This is a genomic window from Sphingomonas ginkgonis, assembly GCF_003970925.1.
GTDB lineage: Bacteria > Pseudomonadota > Alphaproteobacteria > Sphingomonadales > Sphingomonadaceae > Sphingomicrobium > Sphingomicrobium ginkgonis.
Genome location: NZ_RWJF01000001.1, coordinates 1,050,606 through 1,077,168 on the forward strand (window position 1 = coordinate 1,050,606; position 26,563 = coordinate 1,077,168).

Annotated in this window: 25 protein-coding genes, 1 tRNA gene and 2 pseudogenes; 13 read left to right on the plus strand and 15 right to left on the minus strand. The window is 68.7% G+C overall.

Going from position 1 to position 26,563, the window contains the following annotated elements:
* The first annotated feature begins 37 nt into the window (after positions 1–37).
* Positions 38–3,304: an amidohydrolase family protein gene (locus tag HMF7854_RS05045; RefSeq protein ID WP_126718093.1), complete on the plus strand. Its 3,267-nt coding sequence runs from the start codon at positions 38–40 to the stop codon at positions 3,302–3,304.
* A complete protein-coding gene (locus HMF7854_RS05050) occupies positions 3,301–4,821 on the plus strand; it encodes an amino acid permease (protein WP_221766410.1) in 1,521 nt (506 codons plus the stop codon). Before HMF7854_RS05045 ends, HMF7854_RS05050 begins: the two co-directional genes overlap by 4 nt.
* Here HMF7854_RS05050 and HMF7854_RS05055 read toward each other — a convergent pair.
* The 4 genes from HMF7854_RS05055 to HMF7854_RS05070 all read right to left on the minus strand — a co-directional run bounded on the left by HMF7854_RS05055 (position 4,818) and on the right by HMF7854_RS05070 (position 8,392).
* Positions 4,818–5,396, minus strand: a complete 579-nt coding sequence (locus HMF7854_RS05055; RefSeq protein ID WP_126718094.1) for an FMN-binding negative transcriptional regulator — start codon at positions 5,394–5,396, stop codon at positions 4,818–4,820. The two genes, HMF7854_RS05050 and HMF7854_RS05055, sit on opposite strands and share 4 nt — an antisense overlap.
* A complete protein-coding gene (locus HMF7854_RS05060; protein ID WP_126718095.1) occupies positions 5,393–6,322 on the minus strand; it encodes an alpha/beta hydrolase in 930 nt (309 codons plus the stop codon). The genes HMF7854_RS05055 and HMF7854_RS05060 overlap by 4 nt, the downstream gene beginning before the upstream one ends.
* Entirely contained in the window at positions 6,319–7,521 is a 1,203-nt protein-coding gene (locus tag HMF7854_RS05065) for a PepSY-associated TM helix domain-containing protein (protein ID WP_126718096.1), read from the minus strand. Before HMF7854_RS05065 ends, HMF7854_RS05060 begins: the two co-directional genes overlap by 4 nt.
* A 67-nt stretch (positions 7,522–7,588) precedes the next feature.
* Complete coding sequence (locus tag HMF7854_RS05070; protein ID WP_126718097.1) at positions 7,589–8,392, minus strand: AraC family transcriptional regulator; 804 nt, start codon at positions 8,390–8,392, stop codon at positions 7,589–7,591.
* Between the two features lie 383 nt (positions 8,393–8,775).
* On the opposite strand from HMF7854_RS05070, the gene HMF7854_RS05075 reads away from it, so the two are divergent.
* Entirely contained in the window at positions 8,776–9,177 is a 402-nt protein-coding gene (locus HMF7854_RS05075; RefSeq protein WP_126718098.1) for a DUF2384 domain-containing protein, read from the plus strand.
* A gap of 220 nt (positions 9,178–9,397) precedes the next feature.
* On the opposite strand, the gene HMF7854_RS05080 is transcribed toward HMF7854_RS05075, so the two are convergent.
* From HMF7854_RS05080 to HMF7854_RS05100, 5 genes are all read right to left on the minus strand, one after another.
* Entirely contained in the window at positions 9,398–9,577 is a 180-nt protein-coding gene (locus tag HMF7854_RS05080) for a hypothetical protein (protein WP_126718099.1), read from the minus strand.
* Between the two features lie 114 nt (positions 9,578–9,691).
* The gene (gene nusG / locus HMF7854_RS05085; RefSeq protein ID WP_126718100.1) at positions 9,692–10,231 is read right to left on the minus strand and encodes a transcription termination/antitermination protein NusG; all 540 of its coding nucleotides are present in this window, start codon (positions 10,229–10,231) and stop codon (positions 9,692–9,694) included.
* 23 nt (positions 10,232–10,254) lie between these two features.
* The gene (secE, locus tag HMF7854_RS05090) at positions 10,255–10,458 is read right to left on the minus strand and encodes a preprotein translocase subunit SecE (protein ID WP_126718101.1); all 204 of its coding nucleotides are present in this window, start codon (positions 10,456–10,458) and stop codon (positions 10,255–10,257) included.
* Between the two features lie 117 nt (positions 10,459–10,575).
* Positions 10,576–10,651, minus strand: a tRNA-Trp gene (locus HMF7854_RS05095).
* Between the two features lie 64 nt (positions 10,652–10,715).
* Positions 10,716–12,482: a fatty acyl-AMP ligase gene (locus HMF7854_RS05100; protein ID WP_126720078.1), complete on the minus strand. Its 1,767-nt coding sequence runs from the start codon at positions 12,480–12,482 to the stop codon at positions 10,716–10,718.
* An 85-nt stretch (positions 12,483–12,567) separates the two neighbouring features.
* Here HMF7854_RS05100 and HMF7854_RS05105 point away from each other — a divergent pair, with 85 nt between their 5' ends.
* The 5 genes and pseudogenes from HMF7854_RS05105 to HMF7854_RS05125 all read left to right on the plus strand — a co-directional run.
* The gene (locus tag HMF7854_RS05105) at positions 12,568–13,107 is read left to right on the plus strand and encodes a regulatory protein RecX (RefSeq protein WP_126718102.1); all 540 of its coding nucleotides are present in this window, start codon (positions 12,568–12,570) and stop codon (positions 13,105–13,107) included.
* A gap of 83 nt (positions 13,108–13,190) precedes the next feature.
* A complete protein-coding gene (locus HMF7854_RS05110) occupies positions 13,191–13,754 on the plus strand; it encodes a cold-shock protein (protein WP_239016846.1) in 564 nt (187 codons plus the stop codon).
* 35 nt (positions 13,755–13,789) lie between these two features.
* Positions 13,790–14,215, plus strand: a complete 426-nt coding sequence (locus tag HMF7854_RS05115; RefSeq protein WP_126718103.1) for a DUF192 domain-containing protein — start codon at positions 13,790–13,792, stop codon at positions 14,213–14,215.
* Positions 14,216–14,265: 50 nt separating this feature from the next.
* Positions 14,266–14,655 carry an NADH:ubiquinone oxidoreductase subunit NDUFA12 gene (locus HMF7854_RS05120; protein ID WP_126718104.1) on the plus strand — a complete coding sequence of 130 codons (390 nt, stop codon included), beginning with the start codon at positions 14,266–14,268 and terminating at the stop codon, positions 14,653–14,655.
* Positions 14,656–14,806: 151 nt separating this feature from the next.
* A pseudogene (locus HMF7854_RS05125) lies at positions 14,807–15,040 on the plus strand (DUF2155 domain-containing protein); the annotation flags it as partial.
* 35 nt (positions 15,041–15,075) lie between these two features.
* On the opposite strand, the gene aat reads toward HMF7854_RS05125, so the two are convergent.
* Together aat and HMF7854_RS05135 are read right to left on the minus strand one after the other, a co-directional pair.
* Positions 15,076–15,768 carry a leucyl/phenylalanyl-tRNA--protein transferase gene (gene aat / locus HMF7854_RS05130; RefSeq protein ID WP_126718105.1) on the minus strand — a complete coding sequence of 231 codons (693 nt, stop codon included), beginning with the start codon at positions 15,766–15,768 and terminating at the stop codon, positions 15,076–15,078.
* 148 nt (positions 15,769–15,916) lie between these two features.
* A complete protein-coding gene (locus HMF7854_RS05135; RefSeq protein ID WP_126718106.1) occupies positions 15,917–18,145 on the minus strand; it encodes a PAS domain S-box protein in 2,229 nt (742 codons plus the stop codon).
* 182 nt (positions 18,146–18,327) lie between these two features.
* Here HMF7854_RS05135 and HMF7854_RS05140 point away from each other — a divergent pair, with 182 nt between their 5' ends.
* Entirely contained in the window at positions 18,328–18,837 is a 510-nt protein-coding gene (locus tag HMF7854_RS05140) for a sigma-70 family RNA polymerase sigma factor (protein ID WP_126718107.1), read from the plus strand.
* Positions 18,834–19,574 carry an anti-sigma factor gene (locus HMF7854_RS05145; RefSeq protein WP_126718108.1) on the plus strand — a complete coding sequence of 247 codons (741 nt, stop codon included), beginning with the start codon at positions 18,834–18,836 and terminating at the stop codon, positions 19,572–19,574. Before HMF7854_RS05140 ends, HMF7854_RS05145 begins: the two co-directional genes overlap by 4 nt.
* 125 nt (positions 19,575–19,699) lie before the next feature.
* Here HMF7854_RS05145 and HMF7854_RS05150 read toward each other — a convergent pair whose 3' ends face one another.
* The 4 genes from HMF7854_RS05150 to aroQ form a co-directional block, all read right to left on the minus strand.
* Positions 19,700–22,015 (minus strand): MASE1 domain-containing protein, encoded by a 2,316-nt coding sequence (locus tag HMF7854_RS05150; protein WP_185829161.1) that lies wholly within the window; start codon positions 22,013–22,015, stop codon positions 19,700–19,702.
* Positions 22,016–22,113: 98 nt separating this feature from the next.
* Complete coding sequence (accC, locus tag HMF7854_RS05155; protein WP_126718110.1) at positions 22,114–23,463, minus strand: acetyl-CoA carboxylase biotin carboxylase subunit; 1,350 nt, start codon at positions 23,461–23,463, stop codon at positions 22,114–22,116.
* A gap of 12 nt (positions 23,464–23,475) precedes the next feature.
* Positions 23,476–23,985 carry an acetyl-CoA carboxylase biotin carboxyl carrier protein gene (gene accB, locus HMF7854_RS05160; RefSeq protein ID WP_126718111.1) on the minus strand — a complete coding sequence of 170 codons (510 nt, stop codon included), beginning with the start codon at positions 23,983–23,985 and terminating at the stop codon, positions 23,476–23,478.
* A gap of 42 nt (positions 23,986–24,027) precedes the next feature.
* Positions 24,028–24,462 carry a type II 3-dehydroquinate dehydratase gene (aroQ, locus tag HMF7854_RS05165; RefSeq protein ID WP_126718112.1) on the minus strand — a complete coding sequence of 145 codons (435 nt, stop codon included), beginning with the start codon at positions 24,460–24,462 and terminating at the stop codon, positions 24,028–24,030.
* A gap of 38 nt (positions 24,463–24,500) precedes the next feature.
* Between aroQ and thiS the strand changes: the two are divergent.
* The 3 genes and pseudogenes from thiS (at position 24,501) to HMF7854_RS05180 (ending at position 26,517) form a co-directional block, all read left to right on the plus strand.
* Positions 24,501–25,511: pseudogene (gene thiS, locus HMF7854_RS05170) on the plus strand (sulfur carrier protein ThiS).
* A 118-nt stretch (positions 25,512–25,629) separates the two neighbouring features.
* The gene (locus tag HMF7854_RS05175; RefSeq protein WP_126718113.1) at positions 25,630–25,848 is read left to right on the plus strand and encodes a hypothetical protein; all 219 of its coding nucleotides are present in this window, start codon (positions 25,630–25,632) and stop codon (positions 25,846–25,848) included.
* Between the two features lie 18 nt (positions 25,849–25,866).
* The gene (locus HMF7854_RS05180; protein WP_126718114.1) at positions 25,867–26,517 is read left to right on the plus strand and encodes a protein-L-isoaspartate(D-aspartate) O-methyltransferase; all 651 of its coding nucleotides are present in this window, start codon (positions 25,867–25,869) and stop codon (positions 26,515–26,517) included.
* Positions 26,518–26,563 lie beyond the last annotated feature (46 nt).

The window sequence follows — 26,563 nt, forward strand, 5'->3', positions numbered from 1 at the left end:
TGAGCGGGGCGGGCGTTTCGGGCTCGCCCTTGTCCTGATGCTGGCCGGCGCGCCGCTCCGGGCCCAGCACGGCGACGAACCCGAACTGGCCAACCGCCCCGCGACGAGCGATACCCGGCCGCCGCAGCAGCCGCCCGGCCAGGCCCTGCCGATCGCGCCGGCGCGCCATCTCCGCTTCACCGCCGAGCGCGGCACCTGGCTCTCGCTCGACGAGGGACGGGGTCGGATCCTGTTCGACCTGCTCGGCGACCTCTATTCGGTGCCGGCCGGCGGCGGCGCCGCGATCCGCCTCACCGGGGGCGCCGGCTTCGACACCCAGCCGACCTTCTCCCCCGACCGACGCTTCGTCGCCTTCGTCTCGGATCGCTCCGGCGCCGACAATCTGTGGGTGATGAGCGCCGACGGCTCGGCTCCGCACCAGCTCAGCTTTAACGACGACGACACGGTCATGGCCTCGCCGGCCTGGAGCGCGGACGGACGTTCGCTGTTCGTCAGCCGCTACCGCGCCGACCTCAATAATTACGAGCTGTGGCAATATTCGGCGGGTGGGGGCGCCGGCCGTTTGCTGGTCCCCATCCGCGACACGGTGGACGCGCCGCGTGACCTGTGGCGCAGCACGCTCGGTGCGGTGGCCACGCCCGACGGGCGATCGCTGGTCTTTGCAAGGCGCGTCGGCGGGCTCGATTTCGATACGGTCGACGAGTGGACGATCGTGCGTCGCGACCTCGCGACCGGCGCGGAGACGGTGCTGGTGGCGGAGCCCGACGGTCCCCGCAAGGCGCTCAATCCGGGCGCCTTCTTCCGCCCCGCCGTGTCGCGGGATGGACGCCTTCTCGCCTACGGCGCGAGGCGCGAGGGGCGGACGGAAATCCGCCTCCGCGACCTCTCCACCGGCGCCGACCGCAGCCTCGTCTTCCCCGCCGAGCACGACCAGCTCCAGGCGTCGATGTGGCAGGACCTGCTGCCGCGCTACGCCTTCTCGGAGGACGGCCGGGCGCTGGTCCTGTCGCGCGCGGGCCGGATCGAGCAGGTCGCCATCGACGGGGGCGCAGTCACCGCCGTCCCGTTCCGCGCGACGGTCGACCTAGCGGTGGGCGGTTCGACCCGGCAGGCGATCCGCGAGGAGGACGCCGGGCCGATCCATGCCCGGCTGGCGCAGTTCGCGGTCGTCGCTCCGGACGGACGCCGGGTGGCCTGGTCGTCGCTCGGCCGAGTCTTCATCATGCCGCTGGACGGCGGAGCGCCGACCCGGCTCGCCGTACCTCCTGCCGCGCTGCCGGCGTACCAGCCGAGCTGGAGCCCGGACGGCCGGACCCTGGCGTGGGTCAGCTGGGATGAAGCCACCGGCGGGGCGATCTGGTCGGCGCCGGCGGATGGCAGTGCTCCCCCGCGGCGGCTGACCGACCGGCCCGCCTTCTACACCTATCCGGTCTTCGCGCCCGACGGCCGCACCATCGTCGCGGTCCGTTCCGCGCAGGATGCCCGGCTCCGCCTCTACATGGAGTTCGGCAAGCTGCGCGACGCCGAGCTGGTGACCCTACCGGCAAGCGGCGGCCCGGCCCGGGTGGTTATGAGCGGCCACATCGGAAGCCGGCCCCAGTTCACCCATGACGGCCGGCTGTTCGTGATGAGCTCGGCCGGGCTGGAACAGGTTGACCGAGGGACCGGAGCGCACACCCGGCGGGTCCAGGTGATCGGTCCGGGCTGGTACTTCCAGGACGGCCCGCAGCCGGTCGACGACCTCCGGATCAGCCCGGACGGGCGGCAAGTCGCGGCGCAGGTCGCGCAGCAGCTGTTCCTCCTGGCGCTGCCGGCGGCGGACTCGACGCTCGACCTCACCGGCGACAAGGGCCGGTTCCGCCGGCTGACCCGCGGCGGCGCCGACTTCTTCGAATGGAGCCGGGACGGGCGAACCCTCTTCTGGTCGGCGGGATCGCGGCTGGTGGCGCAGCCGGTCGACTCGCTTGCGCTCGACACCGGCGCGCCGCCGGCGGAGGGCCGCCTGTGGCGCCTCGATGCCCTGTTCGACCGTCCCGCGCCGCCGCCGCCGCTGTTGCTCGCCAATGCGCGGGTGCTGACCATGGCCGGGGGCGACCGGGTGATCGAGCGCGGCGACGTGCTCGTCGTCGGAGGCCGCTTCGCCGCGGTCGGCCCCGCCGGGACCCTGGCGGTGCCAGCGGGCACGCGCCGGCTCGACTTCGCCGGCGCGACCATCGTCCCGGGCTTAATCGACACCCACGACCATGTCGCCACCGTTCGCCGCGAGGTGCTCGGCTTCGACGACTGGGGCCTTCGCGCCCGGCTCGCCTATGGGGTGACGACCAGCTTCGACCCTTCGACCCTGTCGATCGACATGATGGCCTATCAGGATGCGCTCGACGGCGGCCTGATGCTGGGCCCTCGGCTCCGCTCGACGGGCATGGCGATCTTCTCGTTCAACCGCTTCCAGTCGCTGGACGAGGTCCGCGCGGTGCTGCGGCGCTACCGGGACGACTACCGGCTCCGCAACGTCAAGGAATATCGCACCGGCAACCGGCGGGTCCGGCAGTGGATGGCGCAGGCCGCGCGGGAACTCGGCCTCCAGCCGACCACCGAGGGCGCGCTGTCGATGAAGCTCGACCTCACCCAGATCATGGACGGGTATGCGGGCAACGAGCATGCGCTGGTCGCCGCGCCGCTGCAGCCGGACGTGCTGACCCTGCTGCGCGAGATGCGAACGAGCTACACGACGACGCTCGAGATCACCAACGGCGGCTATGAAGGGCAGGATTGGTCGATCAGCCGGGACGACCCGGCGGGCGATCCCAAGCTCCGGCGCTTCTGGCCGGGCTTCGCGCTCGACCAGATGTTCCTCCACCGCGAATGGCACCCGTTCACCGAGTATCGCTTCCCCGCGATCGCCGCCGACGCCGCCGCCTTGCAACGGTCGGGCGGACTGGTCGGGATCGGCTCGCACGGCGAGGCCCCGGGGATCGGCTTCCACTACGAGATGGAGGCGCACGCCGCGGGCGGCATGACGCCGGCCGAGGTGCTCCACGCCGCGACCATCGGTTCGGCCGAGACGATCGGCCGGGCGACCGACCTCGGCAGCATCGAGCCGGGCAAGCTCGCCGACCTGGTCGTCCTTGACGCCGACCCGCGGCTCGACCTCCGGAATGCCCGGCGGATCCGCGCGGTGATGCGCGACGGGCGGCTGTGGGACGGCGCGACGCTAACCCCGCTATGGCCGGCCGGCCCGGTCCAGGCCCCCTGGTTCGAGCAGCGCGGCGAGCGACGCCAATGGCTTCCGGAGGAGAAGAAATGATGGCGACGAAGCCGCACCGGCCGTGGGCCAGAAAGCCGATCGACACGGTCCGGGCCCAGGCGGACAGCACCGGCATGACCCGCACGCTCGGCCCGGTGCAGCTGATCCTGATCGGCATCGGCTGCATCATCGGCGCGGGCGTCTACGTCATGACCGGCACCGCCGCCGCCAACTACGCCGGGCCGGCGGTCATCCTCAGCTTCGCACTCGCCGGGCTTGCCTGCGGGCTGATCGGCCTGTGCTACGCCGAGCTGTCGTCGGTCCTCCCGGTGTCGGGCGCCAGCTACACCTATACCTATGCGGTGCTCGGCGAGGCGGCGGCGTGGGGGCTGGGCTGGATGCTGATGTTCGAGTTCGGGCTCGCCGGCTCGGCGCTGGCGGTCGGCTTCGCCGGCTATCTCGGCAGCCTGCTCGGAGACTTTGGAGTCCACATCCCCGCCGCGTTCGCGACCTCGACCGTGCAGGCCGCGCAGCGGGGCGGCGACACCAGCTTCAGCTTCGCGCCAAGCGTCAACCTCGTCGCCCCGGCCGCGCTGGCCGTCGCCAGCCTCGTGCTGATCCGCGGGATCCGCCAGTCGGCGGCGGTCAACACGCTGCTGGTCGTCATCAAGTGCGGCGTGCTCGCGGGGTTCGTGCTGGTCGGGGCCGGTCATGTCGACAGCACCAACTGGAGCCCTTTCATCCCGGCCAACGAGGGCGGGTTCCACTATGGCGTGCCCGGGATCCTCCGCGCCGCCTCGATCCTCTTCTTCGCCTACCTCGGTTTCGAGGCGGTGGCGACCGCCGCCGCCGAGGCTCGGCGGCCGCAGCGCGACGTCCCGGTCGGGATCCTCGGCGCGCTGCTCTTCTCGACCCTGATCTACGCGGTGGTCGCCTTGGTGCTGACCGGGCTGGTGCCGTTCCGCTCGCTCGGCGTTCCCGACCCCATCGCCCTGGCGGTGAGCGCGATCGGGCTCCCGGTCGTCGCCGTCGTGATCAAGGTCGGCGCGCTGACGGGACTCGGCTCGGTGTTGCTGGTCAACACCTATGGCCAGTCGCGCATCCTATTCGCCATCGCCGCCGACGGGCTGCTTCCGCCGGCGCTCGCCGCCATCCACCCGATCCGGGCCACGCCCGCCAACGGCACGGTCACGGTGGCGGTGATTTCCGCCGTCGCCGCGGCGCTGCTCCCGATCTCCCTGCTCGCCGACATGGTCAGCATCGGGACGGCGCTGGTCTTCATCTCGGTCGCGATCGCGGTGATTCGACTGCGGACCACCCACCCGGACCTGCCGCGTCCGTTCAAGGTGCCGATCGGCGGCGCGTGGATAGGGGGGCAGTGGATCGGCGTCGTTCCCGCACTGGCGATCCTCGCCTGCCTGCTGATGATGGGACCGGTGCTGATCGACATTGTCGCCAAGGCAATCGCCGGCGACTGGATCCCGCTCTCGATCCTGCTCGGCTACATGCTGCTCGGCGTCGGCATCTATCTCGGCTACGGGCGTCACCACAGCGCTCTGCGGCTCGCCGCGGACTAGCGGTAGTTGCGCATCCAGGCGGCCAGTTCGCGATCGGGATGGCGCTCGACGATGGTGCCGAAATCGGCCTCGCTTTCGTCCTGCCCGAGCTTGAAGCGCACTCGGACCGCCTCGATCGCCGCCTCGAAGCCGATCACCCGGGCGCGCAGCACCGGATAGCGCTCGCCCATCTCCGCGACCCTCCACGGGTCGGTCTGCTGCTTCTCGACATGCGCCACCAGCCGGTCGAGCGCGGTGTCGGTCAGCAGTTCGTCGAAGCGGACCGTCCCGGTCACCACCGCCACCGCAAAGTTCCAGGTTGGCGCCCAATTGGGACCATCAACTAGCGCAGGGGATATGTAGCCGGCGGGCCCCTGGAACAGGAAGGTGGCGCGCGGATCCGTGCGCAGGGCGCCGGCCAGCGCCCCCGCCAGCGGCAGGTGCCCGAGCAACGCGCGCGGCTCGGCCTTGCCGAGCAGCAGCGGCATCGGCGAGGCGAGCGACGGGTCGGCGGTCGGAACGATCCAGCCGAGCGGGTAGGCATCGACCAGCCGGTCCAGCGCGGCCGGGTCGGCGGGCACGAACGGCTCGGTCATCCGAGCTGCCGCCGGAGCCAGGCGGAGGCCTCGCCGAGCGCGCGGTCGGCGAGCGGAGAGACTTCGACCGCCTCGAGGAAACTGTGGCTCGCGCCGGGGTAGACCACGGCCTGGGTGTCCACGCCGGCAGAGCGGAGCCGCTCCGCCAAGGCTAAGTTTTCGTCGCAGAGAATATCGCACTCGGCGATGCACAGGAAAGTGGGGGGGAGGCCGTCCAGCTCGGCCAGCAGCGGCCTGGCGAGCGGATCGCGGGAGGCGGCGAAGTCCTCGCCGAGATAGTTGCGCCAGAAGTCGGCCATCTCCTCCGACAGGAGCATGAAGTCGTCGCTGTCGTAGAGGGCGTAGGAGCCGGTCGGGTCGGGATCGAGCGCCGCATAGTTGAGCAGCAGCGCGCCGAGCGGCATTTGGCCGAGTGCCCGCAGCGCGGAGGCGAGCGCGAGGTTGCCGCCGGCGCTGTCCCCGCCGAGCGCGATACGGGCGGGATCGAGGCCGTGCTCGCGCCCGCTGTCGGCGATGAAGGCGAGGACCGCCGCCACCTCGTCGAGCGCGGTCGGGAACCGCGCCTCGGGCGCCAGGCTATAGTCGACGCCGAGCACCGCACAGCCCGACCGCGCGGCATATTCGCGCATCAGCCGGTCGTGCGTGTCGATGCTGAACAGGGTCCAGCCGCCGCCATGGAGATAGACGAGCACCGGGAGGTCGTCGCCGGCGACGGGCCGGTGGATGCGGATGCGGACGCCCGGCGGCGTCACCGTCAGCGTCTCGGACGAGGCCATCGCCGGCCCGCCGCTGCGCCACGGCTCGCGGACCTGTTCGGCGACCGCTCGGCGCTGACCGAGCGTGCTGACATCGGCGCCGAGCCGGGCATAGTCCTCCGAGGTGCGCCGATGGAATTGGCGAACTCCGCTTTCCAGCCGGTCGGTCATGCCGCCGCCGCCGCCAGCCGCCGCCGGGTCGCGGCCGCCTGCGCGCGCCGCGACCGGCGCTTCTTCAGCCAGATGTAGAAACCGGTGATGCTCATTTCGATCGTCGACAGTCCCAGCACGAAGATCAGCAGCTCGGTCGGCCACCCTGCGACCTGCCCGCTGTGCAACGGATAAAGCACGCGGATGAGTTTCAGGCCCAGGCTGTCGATATAGGGATCGACGCGGTGGCGCAGCGCGCCGCTCCTCGCGTCGACATAGAGATAGACGGGGCCGAGCGCGCGATAGTCGAGCGTGCCGTCGCGGGTGAAGGTCACGCCGTAGAAATTCCAGTCGGGGCGGTAGACCATCGTTGCCGGGATCCACGGCTGGCGGTCGGCCGCGGCCTGCCGCTCGACCAGCCGAAGAGCGTCGGTAAATCGCAGGGTCGGTCGGGCACCGTCCGGAAAGGGGGCGTCGCGGTCGAACAGGTCGTAGCGGAGCGGCGAAAGCCGGGTCACCGTGGGCTCGTAGGCCTCGGAGAAAAAGTTCATGCAGACCGAGGTCAGCGCGAGGATGCTGAGCCCGGCGAGCAGCCACAGGCCCGACGCGCGATGGAGGTCGAGGAGGAAGCGGGGCAGGCTGCTCGACGGGCTCGCCTTCCACATCCGCTTCCACTTGCTCCAATAGGGCGCCTTTGCGGGCCAGGTCAGCCAAACTCCGACGAAGTTGGTCAGCAGCCAACCGAGCGCGAGCACCCCCATCAGCCAGCGGCCCCATTTCCCGGCGAGTAGGTCGTAATGGAATTCCGCCAGTCCGGCGACGAACCCGCGGCGATCCCAGGCCGGTCCCTTGAGCCGTGTGCCGACGAGCGAGCCGTCGGCGGGATCGAGGAAAATCTGGTCGAACCCGAGCGGCGCCGCTCCCGGCAGCGGCCCGACGTCCACGGCCACGGTTCGCGCAACAGGCTGGCGGAGCGGGAATCCAAGCAGCTGCATCGCGGGTCGGCCGGCGGCGAAGCGCTCGACCGCGACCAGCGGCGGGAGCGCGGGCGCGCTGCTCCGGCGGATCGTCAAATCGGCGTTAAGCGCGCGGTCGAGCGGCGCGGCGAAGACGAGGATGCAGCCGGTGAGCGCGGCGAGCGCAAGGAACAGCATCGCGCCCAGCCCGAACCAGCGGTGCAGCAGGATCCACAGGGAACGGGGCTCGGCGGCGGTGGTCATGGTCAACCGCCTGCATAGCAGGACGCGCCGCGCTTGCTCGTCGCGAGCGGACCCAAGGGTGCCTCAATCAGGCCGGACCCCTCGCCCGCTGCATCGGCCGGGGCTTGAGATGGGCCTGCTGGAGATAGGCGCTGGGCGGCATTCCGAAGGTGCGGTGGAACATGGCGGTGAAGGCGCTCGCGCTCTCGTAGCCGACGTCGAAGGCGGCGTTGGCGATCGCCTCGCCCTGCGCCAGCAGCGACAGCGCGGCCATCAGCCGTACCTGCTGCCGCCAGACCCCGAAACCGGCGCCGGTCTGCTCGCGGAAGAGGCGGGTGAAGGTGCGCCGCCCCATGCCGGCGATCGCCGCCCAATCATCGAGATCACGCTGGTCGGCAGGATCGTCGATCAAGGCGTGGCAGACCCGTAGCAGCCGGCGGTCACTTGGCATGAAAATTTCACTAGGGGTGCTCGGCATGTGCTCGACCTCGTCGAGGAGGAGGCGCGCGATCCGACCTTCACGGCCAGCAAGGTCATAGTCGGCTGGGAAACCGCCGACCTCGAAGATCAGGGCGCGGACCAGATCGCTGACTTCGAACACGCGGCAGCGCCGGAGACCGCGGTCGAACTCGGGATCGATGTACAGCGTATAGGTCGACACCGACGCGCGGCAGTGTAGCTCGTGCATCGTGCCGGCAGGGATCCAGATTGCTCGTTGCGGCGGCAGAATAAAGCTGGCGCTTTCCGTTCGAACAGCGATGGTGCCGTTTGCGGCGTAGGACAGCTGTGAGCGGTGATGTAGATGGAGCGGATCGACGAACCCTGCCGGATAATCATCTGCGAAGCCAATGATCGGCCTGCTCTCTAGTGGATAGTCGATTGATCGCTTCATTCAGCTACCAATTGTCGCGTCGGCAGGAGCATGTTCAGGGTTCTCGAACTGGTCACCTAGTACGATGCCCGATAGGATGATCGTAGTCGAGGCTTGGCTATCTGGCATACCTGTGTTGACCACCGTAAATGCGCGCCTTGCAGCTACGAACAACACTTCAAATTAGTATTGCCGAGACTAAGCGGCGGAGTAGTCTGTGCCGGGACGATTGCGTCGTTGAAGTCGTTACAACCTCAGACCTTCCAAGTTAGCCTACCTTGAAGTCAGTCATGCTTACTCCACGTCCAGTCGGTTGCAGAACATTCCCCCGCCGTGAAGATAAGAGTGCTGGCAGGGTATGGCCGGTTGCGAGCACTTTCCGGGCTTTCGCATACGAGGAAACTGTGACCTACACAGAAGAAAGAAAAGTTAGCCGGACCGCCAAGAAGATCTTTGCGACCATCTCTGACGCGTGGGGTTTGGCCGAAGCGCAGCAGCGAACGATCTTGGGGCTGCCGGTCGAACAAAGCCTGTCGAAGTGGCATGCCAACCCGTCGCCCATGGGTTCCGAGCAGATGATTCAGATATCCCACCTCATGGCCATCTACAAAGCCTTGCATACTTTGTTGCACCAAGCCTCCCGCGCCAACGCCTGGCCGCAAAAGCCCAACAAGGCACCGCTGTTCAACGGCGGCAGCGCTCTCGACCTTCTTCTGAGAGGTAGGCAGGAAGATATCCACCTCGTCCGGCGGTATCTCAAGGCAGAGATGGGCTTACGCTGCCCGAAGCTTGATGCCCGTCCGTGAGCGCATCCAACGCGCCGACCGAGAAACAACTTTCTCAATCGTCTTGAGCCGGCTTGGCTGATCCTCCGGAGCATTGCGGCCGACCAACGCCGCTCCATTTTCTTCCACCTTCGCCGCGCGATGACGAGGCTGCGCGGATGCGCTGGCCGGTCGCTGCGGCGATGCTGAACAGATTGAGCTACAGTTTGGGAATCGGTTGGCCACTTGGTCGTGGCGCCGCTTACTCGAGCGCAAGCTGAGCCCACCAGAGGCCGGCGGCGATGGCGCCGATCAGCGCCAGCGCCAGCGCCAGCGCACGGAGGAGGTTCGAGCGACGCGCCCGCCGGTGACGCCGGCGGCTCTTCGCGCGAAAAGCCTCCTCAAAGTCGCCGGTCAGTCGCGAATCGTCGTCCGTGTCCAAGCCGAGCCCCCTGCCAGCCCCGCGTCACGCGTGGCGGAAAGCCGGGCAATTACGCAGCTCGACCTGACCATTGAAGCGCCAAGATGGCGCTGGCCGCGCCGATCTGGCAATGATTTACTTCGCCCGTTCGACCTGCTCGAATTCGAGCTCGACCGGTGTCGCGCGCCCGAAGATCGAGACGCTGACCTTCACCCGGCTGCGGTCGAAGTCGAGTTCCTCGACCACGCCGTTGAAGCTGGCGAACGGACCGTCGAGCACCTTCACTGCGTCGCCGATCTCGTAATCGACCTTGACCTTCTGCTTCGGCGCGGCGGCGGCGGCTTCCTCCTTGGTGTTGAGGATGCGCGCGGCCTCGGCCTCGCTGATCGGCTGCGGCTTGCCGTTGGGACCGAGGAAGCCGGTGACCTTGGGCGTGTTCTTGACGAGGTGATAGACCTGGTCGCTCATCGCCAGCTTGGCGAGTACGTAGCCCGGGAAGAACTTGCGGTCGCTGGTGACCTTCTTGCCGCGGCGGATCTCGGTCACCTTCTCGGTCGGCACTTCGACCGACTCGACCATGTTCTCGAGCCCCAGCCGCTGCGCGTCGGAGAGGATCTGCTCCCGCACCTTGTTCTCGAAGCCAGAGTAGGCGTGGATGATGTACCAGCGCGACATGGGATGAATTCGTCCTTGTAAGATCAGCCGGAAAGACGGGCGAGCAGGAACTTGACGATCGCGTTGAACGCCCCGTCGACCGTGAAGAAGAAGATGGCGAGGATCGCGGCCATGATCAGCACCATGATGGTGCTGGCGAAGGTCTCCCGGCGCGACGGCCAGACGACCTTGCTGGTTTCCAGGCGGACCTGCCGGATGAACTCGCCTGGGGAAATCTTGTCGGCCACGATCTGCTGCTCGCTCGGCTTGCTGGAGATAGAAAAACGAGGTCCGCGGATGGCTCCGCCGGACCTCGGACGAGGGCTATTTAGCGAAGCCCGGACGCCGCTTCAAGCGGTCCGGCCTGGCAGGGGCAGAGGGACTCGAACCCACGACCCTCGGTTTTGGAGACCGATGCTCTACCAACTGAGCTATACCCCTCCAGGCAGAGGTCCGCCTAGCTTTCCCGCCGCCGGAGCGCAAGGCGCGTCCGCCGGCGTCCGGCTCAGGCAGCAATGTCGAAGGGCACGATCTCGCCGCTGAGGTAGAGATTGCGCGCCTTGGTCCGCGACAGCTTGCCCGAGCTGGTGCGGGGCAGGGTGCGCGGCGGGATCAGCTCGACGACCGGCGAGATGCCGGTGATGGCGCGGACCCGCTCGCGGATGTCATCGCGCAGCTTGCCGCGCTCCTCCGGGTCGGACACGCGGCAGTGGACGAGCACCGCGGGGGTTTCCTCGCCGCTCGGACCGGTGATCGCGAAGGCGGCGATGTCGCCGGACTTGAAGCCGGGCAGCTGCTCGACTGCCCACTCGATGTCCTGCGGCCAGTGATTGCGCCCGTTGATGATGATCATGTCCTTGGCGCGACCGACGATGAAGATATAGCCACCCGACATGTAGCCCATGTCGCCGGTGTCGAGCCAGTTGTCCTGCAGGCAGGCGGCGGTCGCCTCGGGATCGCGGAAATAGCCGACCATGACGCTGGTGCCGCGAACCCAGACCTTGCCGATGCCGCGGTCCGGCAGGGCAACCCCCTGCTCGTCGCGGATCTCGATCTCCATGCCGGTGACCGGCCGGCCGCAGTTGACGATTGCCCGGTAGCGGGTCGGGCGTTCCTTCTGGGACGGGTCGCCCCCCGACAGCGCCGCTTCCTCGACCAGCTCGAGCCGGATTCCCTCGCCGGGCGGCATCAGCGACACGGCGAGCGTGGCCTCGGCCAGCCCATAGCTCGGGCAGAAGGCGCCCGCCTTAAAGCCAGCGTCCGCGAATGCATCGACGAACGACTGCATGACATCGGGGCGGATCATGTCCGCGCCATTGCCCGCGACCCGCCAGCGGGAGAGGTCGAACCGCTCCCGCGCCCGCGTCTGCGAACTCATCCGGCGCGCGCAGATGTCGTAGCCGAACGTCGGCGAATAGCTGATCGAGCTGCCCGGGTTGCGGGTGATGAGGTCGAGCCAGGCGAGCGGTCGCCGGGCGAAATCCTCGGTCTTCATGTAATCGACCGAGATCTGCAGGCTCATCGGCGACAGGAAGCAGCCGACCAGCCCCATGTCATGGTACCAGGGAAGCCAGCTGATGCAGCGGTCGTTGGGCTGGACCTGAAGGCCGACGCCATGGGCATGAAGATTGTCCAGCAGCGCGCGATGGGTGATCGCGACGCCGTGCGGGAAGCGGGTCGAACCGCTCGAATACTGGAGATAGGCGATTTCGTCCGTCTCGGCCGACGGCAGCTCGGCCGGCGACGGCTCGATGGCCGACAGGCTCGTCCAGTCCCGGTGTGCGATCCCGCGCTGGTCCGCGGCGTCGCGGGCATAGTCGGCGAGCTCCGGCGGGTAGATGAAGAGCGCGGGGTCGCTGCTGCCGAGCATCACCTTGAGCTGTTCGACATAGGCTTCGCGGCCGCCGAAGCTGGTCGGCAGGGGCAGCGGCACTGGCCACAGGCCGGCGTAGATGGCGCCGAAGAAGCAGGCCGCAAACTCCGCCCCGGTCTCCGCCACCAGGGCCAGGCGGTCGCCCTTCGCTAGGCCGAGCGAGATGAAGCGGCGGGCATGGTCGAGCGCGTCGGCGCGCAGTTCGGCATAGGGATAGGCCCGGACCAGCGAGCCGCGCGGATCGTGGAAGTTGAGCCCGCGGCAGCCTTCGGCCGCATAGTCGAGCGCGGCGCCGATGGTCGCGAAATCGGCGATACGACGCGGCTGGCGGTCGACGGTGGGGGTGGCGCCCGGGGGCGTCAGCTCGGCTGCTGTCTGCTTGTGGCCGTCGAGCACCATATTGTCCTGAACCATTGATCTGAAAAAACGGCGCCAGGCGCCAGATGTGGCTCATCCTGTCCGACTGTGGCACAAAAAGGGCGCGATGAGAAAAGCAAGAGGGGAACGCGCGGCGCGTCCGCTCGACGAAACGGCGCTGCGGGAACTGGCGATGGCCTATGTTGCCCGGTTCGCGACCACCGCCGCCAAGCTTCGCTCCTATCTCGGCCGCAAGCTCAGGGAGCGCGGGTGGGACGGGGCGGAGGAGCCCGATCTCGACCGCCTGACCGCGCGAATGGTTGAACTGGGGCTGGTCGACGACCGGGCGTTCGCCGAGGCGCGGTCGCGCTCCCTGCTGGCGCGCGGGTACGGTGAACGGCGGGTTTCGCAGGTGCTCGCGGCGGCCGGCGTGGCGGACGAGGACCGAACCGACGCCCGCACCCTCGCTCAGGATCAGGCGTTCGAAGCGGCGCTCCGCTTTGCGCGAAAGCGGCGACTGGGGCCGTTCGCCGCGCAGCCCCAGCATGACCCGAAACTCCGCGACAAGGCGCTCGCCGCGATGATGAGGGCCGGACATAGTTTCGCCGTTGCCAAGGCTGTGCTAGAATTAAGTAACTCCGGCAACGAACCCCGTTTGTTGCCATAGTTAAGGCAAAATACCGCAGAAATGCGAGCTTTGTTGCGTGGACGGACCGTGGTAAGAGGTGCGCTGTGCAACCGATGGTGTCCATGGACGAGGAACGCTCCGCCGAGGGCGTGAAAGCGGCTTCCCTTCCCGACGTGGGAGAGGCCATTCGCGGCCGGGTGAAGTGGTTCGATACGACTCGCGGGTTCGGCTTCCTCGTCAGCGAGGACTGCGACGGGGACGTGCTGGTCCACTACAGCGTGCTCAAGGATCACGGCCGCCGCAGTGTTCCGGAAGGCGCAATCATCAGCTGCACGGTCGTGACTTCCGATCGTGGCTTGCAGGCAGGCCGCGTGCTCGCCATTGATCTCTCCGAAGCCGTGCCCGTCCGCCCGGCGGCGCCCGCCCGATCGGCCGACCGGTCCGATCGCCAGGCGCTGGCCGAGGATGCGGGCCCGTTCGAGCTGGTGGAGGTCAAATGGTTCAACCGCGTCAAGGGTTACGGCTTCCTCAATCGGCCGAGCGCGCTGGCACAGGATATCTTCCTGCACATGGAGACGGTGCGGCAGGCGGGGCTGGCGGACCTGGAGCCGGGACAGCGTTTCGAGGCGCGCATCGCGGAGGGGCGCAAGGGTCTCACCGCCGTGGAACTGCGACTGCCCGCCTGACCCTTGCCGCGGTGCTTCTGCCGCTCGGATTTGCCATGACCGCCTGTCACTCGTCTAACCAGCCGGCGCTCGGCCTGTCGCCAGCCGGCCTGGAGCAGGCGCCGCTGGTGATCCGCAGCGCCAACGGAGAGCATCGCTTCACCGTCGAGATCGCCCGGACGGCGCAGCAGCAGGAATATGGGCTGATGAACCGCCAGACCATGGCCGCGGACCACGGCATGATCTTCCCCTATTCGCCGCCGCAACAAGTCAATTTCTGGATGAAGAACACGCTCATCCCGCTGGACATGCTGTTCATCAAGGGTGACGGCACCATCGCCGACATCCGAACCGCCGCACCGCTGTCGCTGGATCCGGTGGGGCCCGGCAGCACGCCGATCGGCGCGGTCCTGGAGCTGAACGGGGGCACCGCGGCCCAGCTCGGCATCAAGCCGGGCGACACGGTGAAGTGGCCCGGCTAGCCGCCGCAGCCGCCTTGCCATAAGCTCCTCGACCGGGCAGAGGCGACCGCATGGGATTGCTTGGCAACTTCTTCAAGCCGACCTGGTGGACCGGCATGACCTTCGGCACGGCGCTGTTCACGCAGCGGCACGGCAGCGAGGTCGGCCGCGACGAGGCCGGGAACGTCTACTACCAGCACAAGAAGAACCCGGCACGGCGATGGGTCGTCTACAACGGCAGCACCGACGCGAGCCGGACCCCGCCTGCCTGGTATGCCTGGCTCCGGGGCACCATCGACGAGCTGCCGGAGAAGGCGCTGCCGCCGCGCCGCCCGTTCCAGATCCCGCCGGAGCCCAACCGCACCGGCACCGACGAGGCTTGGCGGCCCAGCGGTTCGCTGTCGCGCGGCGAGCAGCGTCCGGCGACGACCGGGGATTACCAGGCCTGGATCCCGGACTGACGTGAACCGCGTCCTTACGTCTGTTTCGCTGTCGCTCCTGGCGCTCGCCGGTTGCAACCGGTCGCAGCCGCCTGCCCAGCCCCAGAAGCGCTCAACAGTGACGGTGAAGACCGCGCCCCCGGTTGTCGCTCCAGCCGCGACGGTGACCCCGATGGCGGAACGGGTAGCCGTGCTCGGGCTGCTGAACAAGCGCAACGGAATCGAGCGCGATATTACGCTGAAGCCGGGGCAGGCGATCCGGGTCAAGGACGCGATCGTTCGTCTTCGGGCCTGCGAGACGACGGCCCCGTGGGAAGAGGAGCGGCTGACCGGCGCCTTCGTCCAGCTCGACGTCCAGCAACCCGACAAGGGGTGGCGCCGGGTCTTCTCGGGCTGGCTCTATAAGGAGAGCCCGTCGCTCAACGTCGTCGAGCACCCGCTCTACGATGTCTGGCCCAAGAGCTGCGCGATGACTTTCCCCGCCGCGCCGGGCGAGTCCGCCGCTCCCGATGCCTCGAGTAACCGGTCCAGCGCCGTGAACTCCGCCAACGACTCCGGTTCTCCCGAACCTTCCACCGCCGCGGTCAGCAACCGGGCGTAATCGTCGCGGCTGAGCGACACCGCGCCGAGCGAGGCGAGGTGCTCGGTCATGAACTGGCAGTCGAGCAGGGTGAAGCCGCCGATCCGCAGCCGAGCCACCAGCCAGGCGATTGCCACCTTGGAGGCGTCGCGGACCCGGCTGAACATCGACTCGCCGAAGAAGGCGTGGCGCAGCTTGACTCCATACAGGCCGCCAACGAGCGCTCCTGCCGCGTCCCAGACTTCCACCGAGTGAGCATGTCCCGCCGCATGGAGGGCGATCACGGCCCGCTCGATGTCGGTGTTGATCCACGTCTCCTCGCGGTCTGCGCAACCTGCCAGGACCGTCGGGAAGGCTCGGTCGCTCGTCACGGTAAAGCGCCCCGACCGGACCAGCTTGCGCAGCGAGCGGGAGAGATGGAAGCGATCGAGCGGAAGGACCGCTCGCTCCTTGGGCTCTACCCAGAACAGCTCGCTCGAGGTGCGGCTTTCCGCCATCGGGAAAATGCCGGCGGCATAGCCGTGGAGGAGCAGCTTGGGATCGAGCGCGCTCATGGCTGACGACCAGCGATCGTCGGCGGCAGGAGAGGTCTGTTCACGCCTCCACGGCCGCGGACCGGATCTGTGTCGGTCCACAGCCGGAATGGTGAGAGATGGTCACCTTCATGCCTCGGCTCTAGGTCAATCCAGGGGCTCGAAGAAGTCAGCCGTCCACCCGCTCGGTTCGCAGATGCTCCGCGGGAACGCTCATGGTGACCACGGCGCCGTCCGACCGCCAGTCATAGCTAAGATGCCCGCGCAGCTGCCGCTCCACCGTCGCGCGGATCATCGTCGACCCGAAGCCCTGCTTCTGCGGACGGACGACGTCGCGGGCGCCGTGTTCCGCCCACTGGATGTCGATCTGCTCGGCTCCGTCGCTGCCGCTGACGTTCCAGTGGATGTCGAGCGATCCCGTGGCCTGCTTAAGCGCGCCATATTTCGCGGCGTTGGTCGCCAGCTCGTGGAGCACGAGCCCAAGTCCCTGCGCGGCGGCCGGGCGCAGCAGGATGGGCGGACCGCCCACGTGGAGCCGCTTGTCGCCGATGCTGACATAGGGCGCGAGCTCCTCGGTGGCGAGCTGCGACAGTTCCACTCCGTCCCAGCGAGCGTCCGCCAGCAGGCTGTGCGCGCGCGAAAGGGCCTGGATCCGCCCGATCACCGACTGGCGAAAGCTGTCCGGCTCGACGTCGCGGGAAAGCTGCACGATCGACTGGATCACCGCGAGCAGGTTCTTGGCGCGGTGGTCGACCTCGCGCGCGAGCAGCTTCTCGCGATCTTCCGCGGCCTTGCGATCGCTGATCTCGATCATCCAGAGGCCCGCGGCCGTGACCTGGTGGCCGGTCTTGACCGGGAACAGGCCGACCATCCAGTGCCGCTGCGCACCGGCCTGGCTTGCGGGATCGTTCGCGATCTCGAACTCGCGCATCGGCATGCCCGTGTCGAAAACCTTGTCGATCGCCGAACCCAGCGTCGCGGCGTTGTGCGGCGCCAGTTCGTGCAGGGTCCGGCCAAGATGCGCAGCGACGGGACGGCCGTTTATCTCGGCGAGCTCGCGATTGACCCGAATGAACCGGTGCGAGCGATCGAAGTAGGCGAGGCTGATCGGCGCGCTGGTGAGCAGCGTCTCGAGTTCGGCGGTGCGAAGCCGCAGTTCGTCCTCGGTCCGCTTGAGGGCATCGACGTCGGTGTTCGTCCCGAACCAGCGGACGATCTCGCCGGCCTGGTTTCGGACGGGCACGATCCTGGTCAGGAAGGGCCGGTAGATGCCGTCCCAGCCGAGCAGGGGGAAGGTCATCTCGAACTCGCGGCCGGTCCTTAGCGACTCGGTCCAGCGGCGTTCGACCTCGCCGAGCGTGTCGGGGTGGTGGACCTGACGCCAGCCCCATCCCTGCATAGCAGCGAAGTCGGTGCCGGTATATTCGTACCAGCGGCGGTTGTACCAGTAGATGGCGCCGTCACCATAGGCCATCCAGCAGAGCGCCGGCATGTGATCGGCGAGCGTCTCGAAATCCGCGTTGCGGGACTGCAGCTGCTCCTCGGCCTGCTGATGCTCGCTGACGTCGGTGATGGCTCCCACCCAGCGACACGCCGACCCGCGATCGTCGCGCAAGATCGTCGCGACATCATTGATCCAGACGACCCGCCCGTCGGCGTGGCGGATGCGGTAGCGCTTCTCGAAGCGGGCCTCATGGTCGAGCGCGGCAGTGACCGCATCCCTGACCCCCCCGCAGTCGTCCGGATGCACGATCGAGAGCCAGTCGCCGAGCCGGTGCATCGTGCCGTAGCCGGTCACCTCGGCAAGGTGGCTGTTCTCCGAGATCGTGTCGCTCTCGGGGTCGTAGACGTAGATGGACGTTCTCGCGAGGGTCTGCGCCGCTGCGGCGACCTCGGCACTGCGCTCGGCTTCTTCCCGAGTCCTGCGCTGTACATCGTTGAGGCGGTCGAAGCGGCGGGCGGTCTCGGCCAGCTCCTGCTCCCTGGCGCTGAGCTCGTGCTCGGCACGCCGCTGCTCGCTGAGATCGTTGACGACGGCGACCGCCCGAACGCCTTGATGGCCCTTGATGAGCGCGGCCCTGACGCAGACGGGAACGGGCGAACCGTCCTTCCGCACATAGGTTTTCTCCGCCTCGAAGCCGGTGCTTCGTCCGGCCATCAGGTCGCTGAGCTGGGCCTCGGTCGTCGAGCGGTCGTCCGGATGAACGAAATCGACGATCACCTTGGCCTGCAGCTCGCCCTCATCATAGCCGAGGAGCCGCTGGAACGCCGCGTTTACCCGCACCAGCCGGCGCGAGCGGACATCCGCTTCGGCCATCGCTACCGGCGCATGCTCGAACAGGAAGTCGCCGGTGGTGGTCGCACCGGAGCCGAGTTCCGGGTCGCCGGCCAAGTACACCAGATCCCGCGATCCTGTTGAATCTCGATTTACCAAGTTCGGCCAACCTTTCCTCACTGCAACAATCGCCCGGGCCGCTCATTGTTGCGGGCAGCGGGTCATGGCAGGGCGAAATCGTGTCGGATGCAGCGGTTCTGGATGGTGCGGCCCAACGCGCAAGGCTGGTGGAAGCCCTGCGCTGCATGGCCGATGGCGACCGACAGGCGCTCCAGACCGTTTACGAGATGACCAGCGCGAAGCTGTTCGGCATCTGCTTCCGTATCTTGGGAGATGCCGAGGAGGCGGAGGACGCGTTGCAGGAAGTCTACGTCAGTCTGTGGCGGCGTGCGGGAAGCTTCGATCCCGATCGGGCAAGCCCCATCAGCTGGCTGGCGAGCTTCGCACGGAACCGCGCCATCGACCGGCTGCGCTCCGCGCGCCGCAGCCGAGACACGGCCCCGATCGAGGCGGCGGCAAATGTCGGCGACGACCGGCCGAGCGCCTTTGCCGTAGCCGCGCAGACCGAGGAAGAGACTCGGCTGCACCGCTGCCTCGACACGCTCGAGGAGCATAGCCGGGTGTCGATCCGGACAGCCTTCTTCGACGGCCTGACCTACTCGCAGCTGGCCGGGCGGGCCGAAGTTCCACTCGGAACCATGAAGAGCTGGATCCGGCGCGGCCTGCAGCAGCTTCGCGCGTGCCTCGAAGCATGACCGAGCTCGAACTTCTCGCCGCCGAGCACGCCGTCGGCCTTCTCGAGGGGGAAGAGCTGCTCGAGGCCCGTCGGCTGGAAGCGACCGACGCAGTGTTTGGCGACCAGCTGTCCGAATGGCGCAACCGGCTGGCCCCGTTGCTCGACGAGGTGGCGGATCGGCTTCCCCCCGAGTCGCTGTGGGCCAGGGTGGTCGAGGCCATCGACCGCTCGCAGGTGCCGGGCGCCGGTGCCGAGCTGATCGACCTCCAGCGGCGGATCCGCCGCTGGAAGGGTGCGACCGGTCTCGCCAGCGCCATCGCCGCGAGCCTCGCGCTTGTCCTGGTCATCCCCATGGGGCGGACGCCTCCACCGGCGCCGCGACCGACGCCGGTCGGGCCGGCCCCGATCAGCCGTTCGACGATGATGGCATCGCTCCCGATGACCAAGGGGCCGGGCGTCGTCTCGGTGTCGATCGTTCCGGGAACAAGCGCGCTGCTGGTCGATGCCGCCACGATCAGGGCGGTTGCCGGGCGCGACCATCAGCTCTGGTTAATCCCCGCCTCGACCGGGGCCAAGCCGTTGTCGCTCGGCCTTGTGCGCGCGGGCCGGATGGACCGAATGGCGATGCCGTCGCCGATGCTCGATTATCTGAAATCCGGCGCGACGATCGCGCTGTCCAGGGAACCGGTGGGCGGTTCGACGACCGGCCTGCCGACCGGTCCGGTTGTCGCGTCTGGTCGGCTCCAGGAAATCTGAAGAGGACGCATCCGCCGGAGCGTGCCGCCCGTAACTGTCAGTGAGCGGCTCGGGATCACTCCCGGATACTCGCGCCGCCCGCGGCCGGCCGTCTCACTGCCCTCAGAGGCGGCCGGTCGCCACCCTCAGACCGAATGCCGCGGCCCGACTTTCGCGCGCTCCTCGCTCGGCTCGATGAACCAGGCGGTGATCGTCCGCGGGTTGAACGGCTTGCGGATGACCGGAACCGCCGCGAACCGATCCGGCACCGCCGCAGCCCCGGCGTATCCCGTGCAGAAGATGAAGGGGAGGGCGAGGGCGGTTAGGCGGTCCGCAACCGTAAAACTGGTCACATCGCCCAAATTGATATCGAGAACCGCCGCGGTGGGGCGGCGTTGCTCGATCATCTCGAGCGCCTGCTCGACCGTGCTCGCCACCCCGACCACCTCGCAGCCGCCCTCGATCAGCGAGTCCTCCAGCTGCAGCGCGATCAGCGGCTCGTCCTCGAGCACCAGCACCCGGCACGACGACGGCTTGCGGAAGGCGGCCGGATCGGGCGCGTCGCCGGGCGAGGCCACATCGTCCTCGGCCGGCGCCCGGCGGAGCAGCGCGTCGCAGGGAATGTCGAGCTTGATCTCCACCCCCTGATCGCCCCACTCGTAGGCGACCGCGCCGTGCAGCTGGTTGCGAACGCTGGCCTGGATCAGGGTGGAGCCGAACCCGCGGTGCTCCGGCTCCTGCGTCGGGCGCCCGCCGCTCTCGATCCACAGGAGGATGAAGCGCTGGTCGCTCCCGCCCCAGCGCTCGCCGACCCCCCAGCGGATCGCCACCCGCCCGCCGAGCACGCCGAGCACGCCGTACTTGACCGCGTTGGTGACCAGCTCGTGGAGGATGAGCCCGAGGCTCTGCGCCGCCGGCGGGAGCAGCCGCAGCGGCGGCCCGTCCATGCTGACCCGCGTATCGAGCGCGTAGGGGGCGAGCTCGTCCTCGATCAGCCGGGTCAGCTCGACCCCGTCCCAGCGCGAGTCGGCGAGCAGGCTGTGGGTTCGTGCCAGCGCCTGGATGCGCCCTTCGACGCTCGCCTTGAACTCGGCCATCGTCTCGGCGCGGGTGAGCTGGACGACCGACTGGACGACCGCCAGCAGGTTCTTGGCGCGATGGTCGACCTCGGTCGTCAGCAGCCGCTCGCGCTGCTCGGCGGCGTGGCGCTCGGTGACGTCCTCGCTGAACAGCACCAGCCCGCCGATCTTACCGTCGGCACAGCGCCACGGCCGAGCGCCCCACCGCAGCCGCCGGGTCCGCCCGTCCGGAAGCGCGATCTCGCTTTCCTCTTCGCGATACTCGGCACCCTCGTCGAGCACCTTGCGGTGGATGGCGCGGAGCTCCTCGGGGAAGTCGGGGAAGAGGTCGGAATGAAGTCGGCCGACCGGGCTTCCGGCCAGGCCGCAGTCGGCCCGATGGCGTTCCGATGCGGCGATGTAGCGCATGTCGCGGTCGTACATGGCGATACCCGCCGGCACATGTTCGATCGCCAGTGCCAGCTGCCCGTCGCGCTCGACCAGCTGCTCGGCGGTCCGCCGCAGCTTGCTTTCCCACCGCCGCTCGTCGGCGATCGCGGCGAGCAGGAGAATGGTCGCGGCGGTGATCACCAGATATTGCTGGAGAAGCCCCAGTCCCGCCCGGACGTCCGGCGGCACCGATCCAAAAGGCCCGAGGCCGCGGTGCGTTCCGTAGATCGAGATGGCGGTCAGAAGCGTCAGGCTGAGGCTTGCCCCGCGCACCCGCGTCGCCAGCGCCGCCCAGACGAGCGGCGGGTAGACGAGCCATGCCCGCGGGCCGGACGGAAGCGTGAAGACGAACGTGACGACGAACGCGGTCAGCGCGATTGCCAAGGGAAGCTGCAGCCGTTCGCCGAGCGGCGCTCGCATGACCGACCCGTCGCGCCACGACAGCAGCAGCGCCCCGACGATCATCGCTCCCGCCCAGTCGCCGAACAGCCAACCGGCGGCGACCTGCGCCAGCATCCCGGGCTGGATCGCGCCCGCCAGCTGCAGGGCGCCGACCCCGGCGCTGGTCGAGCAGAGCGTCAGCGCGGCGGACGCGAGGAGCAGCCCGGCCGTCTCGCGAACGCCGGGAAACTTCGGCTTCTCGCCGGCGACCCAGTCGTGGACACTGGCCGCCACCACGGTCGCCAGGCCGTTGCCGAGGCCGGCGATCAGCTGCGTCCACAAGGGGTTCGGATTATCGTTCAGCTGATAGGCGATCAGCGTTCCGAGCGAGATGGCCGGCCACAGCCGCTTGCCCCACACGAGCAGCGCCGCCAGCCCGATCCCGGCCGCCGGCCAGACGGGCGAAGCCGCACCGCTGACCATCGCCCAGCGCAAACCGAACCATGCCGCGGCCGCGTAGGTGGCCAGCAGCAGAAATCCGTGGGTCCATTCCCGCGCGGAAGCCCCGAACAAGTACGCGCCCGGCCGCGCAGGCTTCCCAGCCACGCGACTCGCTTCTTCCATCCAGATGACTTGCTAATCGAGACCTATCGGCCCCGCAACAACCCCTGCTAGGCCCGCTGCTCCTCGAGCCAGCGCTCCAGCCACTTGATCGTGTAATCGCCGGCAAGGAACGCCGGGTCCTTCGCGATCCGCTGGTGAAGGGGAATGGTGGTCTTCATTCCCTCGACCACGAACTCCTCGAGCGCGCGCTTGAGGCGCATGATCGCCTCCTCGCGGTCGAGCCCGTAGACGATCAGCTTGCCGATCATGCTGTCGTAGTAGGGCGGCACGCGGTAGCCGGTGTAGAGCCCGCTATCGACCCGGACGTGCATGCCGCCGGGCGCGACATAATTCTTCACCGTGCCGGGCGAGGGCGCGAAGGTCTCGGGATCCTCGGCGTTGATCCGGCACTCGATCGCGTGCCCGTGGATGCGAACCTGGTCCTGGGTGCAGGACAGGCCGTCACCACTGGCGACCCGGATCTGCTCGCGGACGAGATCGATCCCGGTGATCATCTCGGTCACCGGATGCTCGACCTGGAGCCGGGTGTTCATCTCGATGAAGTAGAACTCGCCGTCCTCGTAGAGGAACTCGATCGTCCCCGCGCCCCGATAGCCCATCTCGGCCATCGCCTTGGCGACCACCCCGCCCATCTGGTTGCGCTGCTCGACGCTGATGACGGGCGAGGGGGCTTCCTCGATCACCTTCTGGTGGCGGCGCTGGATCGAGCAGTCGCGCTCGCCGAGGTGGATCGCCTTGCCGTCGCCGTCGCCGAACACCTGGAACTCGATGTGGCGCGGATCGCCGAGATATTTCTCCATGTAGACGGTGTCGTCGCCGAACGCCGCCTTGGCTTCCGACGCCGCCTGCATCATCAGGCTCTCGAGCTGGTCTTCGTCGGGCACCACCTTCATGCCGCGCCCGCCGCCGCCCGAGGCGGCCTTGATCAGCACCGGATAGCCGATCTCCGCGGCGATCTCCTTCGCCTCGGCGACGCTCTCGATCGGGCCGGGCGAGCCGGGGACCAGCGGCAGGCCGAGCTTGGCGGCGGTGCGCTTCGCCTCGACCTTGTCGCCCATCACCCGGATATGCTCGGGCTTCGGGCCGACCCAGACGATCCCGTGGCTCTCGACGATCTCGGCGAACTGGGCGTTCTCGGAGAGGAAGCCGTAGCCGGGATGGATCGCGTCGGCGTGGGTGATCTCGGCGGCCGAGATGATGTTGGGCATGTTGAGGTAGGAATTGGTCGCCGCCGGCGGGCCGATGCACACCGCCTCGTCGGCCAGCCGCACGTGCATCGCGTCGCTGTCGGCGGTCGAGTGGACCGCCACCGTCCGGATGCCCAGCTCGTGGCAGGCCCGGTGGATGCGGAGCGCGATCTCGCCGCGGTTCGCGATGAGCAGCTTGGTGATGGGCATGGAGGGGAACGCCTACTCGATAACGACGAGGGCCTGGTCGAACTCGACCGGCTGGCCGTCGGACACCAGGACCTGCTTGACGGTGCCGGCGCGCGGCGCGGTGATCGGGTTCATCACCTTCATTGCCTCGACGATCAGCAGCGTCTCCCCCTGCTTGACGGTCGCGCCGGCGCTGACGAACGGCGCGGCGCCCGGGCTGGCGGAGAGATAGGCGGTGCCGACCATTGGCGACTTGACCTGCTCGCCCGAGGGAAGCGCGGGTTCGGCGGACGCAGCCGGAGCGGCCGGCGCCCCCGGCGCAGCGGCGGGCATCGGGGCCGCGGCCGGCGCGGGCGCGGCGGCGTAGGTCAGCGGCGCGGCGGCGACGTGGATCTCGCGGCGGACGCGGATCTTGCGCGAGCCGTCCTCGACCTCGATCTCGCTGAGCTCGTTCGCCGCGAGCAGCTCGGCAAGCTCGCGCACCAGCGAGCCGTCGATCCGCATCCGCTCGTTGAAACCACCCTGTTCGGCCTGATCAGCCATCGAAACCCCTGAATGCGTGGAAAAAGGAAAGCGGGCGCTCTGTCAGAGCCGGGCCGCCGCGTCCAGTGCCAGCCGATAGGACAGCGCGCCGAACCCCTGGATCGTTCCGCGGCACACGGGCGCAATCAGGCTCCGGTGGCGAAAGGACTCGCGGGCGTGGGGATTGCTGAGGTGCACCTCGATGACGGGCAGGGTGATGGCCGCGACCGCGTCGCGCAGCGCGACGCTGCTATGAGTCAGGCCGCCGGCGTTGAGGATCACCGCCCTGGCGCCGTCGCGCTGCGCCTCGTGCAGCCAGTCGATGAGGTGACCCTCGTGGTTCGACTGGCGCATGTCGATGGCGAGCCCGAGCCCGCCCGCCTGGTCGTGGAGCGAGGCGCCGATGTCGTCGAGCGTGTCGCGGCCGTAGACCTCCGGCTCGCGGGTGCCGAGGAGGTTGAGGTTGGGCCCGTTGAGGACGAAGACGGTCGCGGTCATTGCGGACGCTTGCTGCATGAGACTAAGGCCTTCCGTCAATGAGCCTCGATTCAACCCACGCCGTCACTGTCAACGGCGAGCACCGCCGGGTCGCCCCGGGGACCAGCATCGCCGGACTGGTGCAGGAGCTCGGGCTCGACCCGGCCAAGGTGGCGGTCGAGCGCAACCTGGAGGTCGTCCCGCGCTCGACCCTCGCCGATGTCGAGGTCGAGGACGGCGACGACTATGAGATCGTCACTTTCGTAGGAGGAGGCTGAGTGAACGCCCCCCAAACAATCGACGCCGACGGCTGGAGCGTTGCCGGCCGCCACTTCACCTCGCGGCTGATCGTCGGCACCGGCAAGTACAAGAGCCTCGAGGAGAATGCCGCCGCGGTTGCCGCCTCGGGCGCGGAGATCGTCACGGTCGCTGTGCGGCGGGTCAACGTGTCGGACCCGAGCGCGCCGATGCTGACCGACCACATCGACCCGAACAAGGTCGTGTACCTGCCCAACACCGCCGGTTGCTTCACGGCGGAGGAGGCGATCCGGACGCTCCGGCTGGCGCGCGAGGCGGGGGGCTGGACCCTGGTCAAGCTCGAGGTGCTGGCGGAGGCGAAGACGCTCTACCCCGACATGATCGAGACGATCCGAGCCTGCGAGCTGCTGGCGAAGGAAGGGTTCGAGGTGATGGTCTATTCGACCGACGACCCGATCATGGCCAAGCGTTGCGAGGATGCGGGCGCGGTGGCGGTGATGCCGCTGGGCGCTCCGATCGGTTCGGGGCTGGGCGTGCAGAACCCGGTGACGATCCGCCTGATCGTCGAGCAGGCCAAGGTGCCGGTGCTGGTCGACGCCGGTGTCGGCACCGCGAGCGACGCGGCGGCGGCGATGGAGCTGGGCTGCGACGGGGTGCTGATGAACACCGCGATCGCCGAGGCGAAGAACCCGGTGCTGATGGCCCGCGCGATGAAGGCGGCGGTCGAGGCGGGGCGACTCGCCTATCGCGCCGGGCGGATGCCCAAGCGCCGCTACGCCGACCCGTCGAGCCCGCTCGCCGGCCTGATCTGACCTTAGGGGGCGGACGCCGCCCGGTCCGACAGCGCCAAACTTTCGCCACCAAGCTGGATCGAGCGGAACCGAAGCATGGCTTCGCGACGTTCCATTCATCCAAGTGGGGACGCTGGCGATGGCCGTTCACAACAGCGACCGAGGAAGTTTCCGGGACTGGGAGAACAGCCTGTTCCTGCTCGGGCAGAGCCTTCGCGACGCCTATGGCAGGCTGGGGCACGAGGCCGAGGAGGACGAGGAGCTGCCGCAGCGCCGCCGTCGTTGGCGGCACGACGGGATCGTCCACTTCCCGCTTCCCGAACCGACCGAGAACGAGGACGAGACGGGCAGCGAATAAGCGCGGAAAGGCGGTGCCATGGGCAGCAGACCCGACCTCGACTCGGCCCGGCGACGGATGGTCGCCGAGCAGATCGAGGGACGCGGGATCCGCGACCCGGTGCTGCTCGCCGCCTTCCGCACGGTGCCGCGGGAGCTGTTCGTGGCACCCGAGCTGGCGGAGCGCGCCTACGACGACTCGCCGCTGCCGATCGCGTGCGGGCAGACGATCAGCCAGCCCTATATCGTCGCGAGGATGATCGAGGCGGCGCGGGTCGGCCCGGGCGACCGCGTGCTCGAGGTCGGTTCGGGCTCGGGCTATGCCGCGGCGGTGCTGGCGCTGCTCGCGCGCGAGGTGGTCGGGATCGAGCGGCACCCGGAACTGTGCCGGCTGGCCGAATGGCGGCTTCGCGGTCTCGGCTTGGCGAACGGGTGTATCGTCGGCGGTGACGGGGCTCGAGGCTGGCCTTCAGCGGCGCCGTTCGACGCCATCATCGGCTCGGCGTGCGGCCCCGACCTGCCGCGCGCCTGGCTCGACCAGCTGGCGAGCGGCGGCGCGATCGTGGCGCCGGTCGGGGTGGGCGGGGGCGAGCAGCGACTGGTCCGCCAGTGGCGCTCCGGGCATGGCGGCTGGGCCCGGGACGATCTGGGTCCGGTCCGCTTCGTTCCGCTGGTCGAAGGAGATGGCTGAGCCAGCGCAGCGACCGCGCCAGCAGCGGGATCCGAAGGGCCGGACC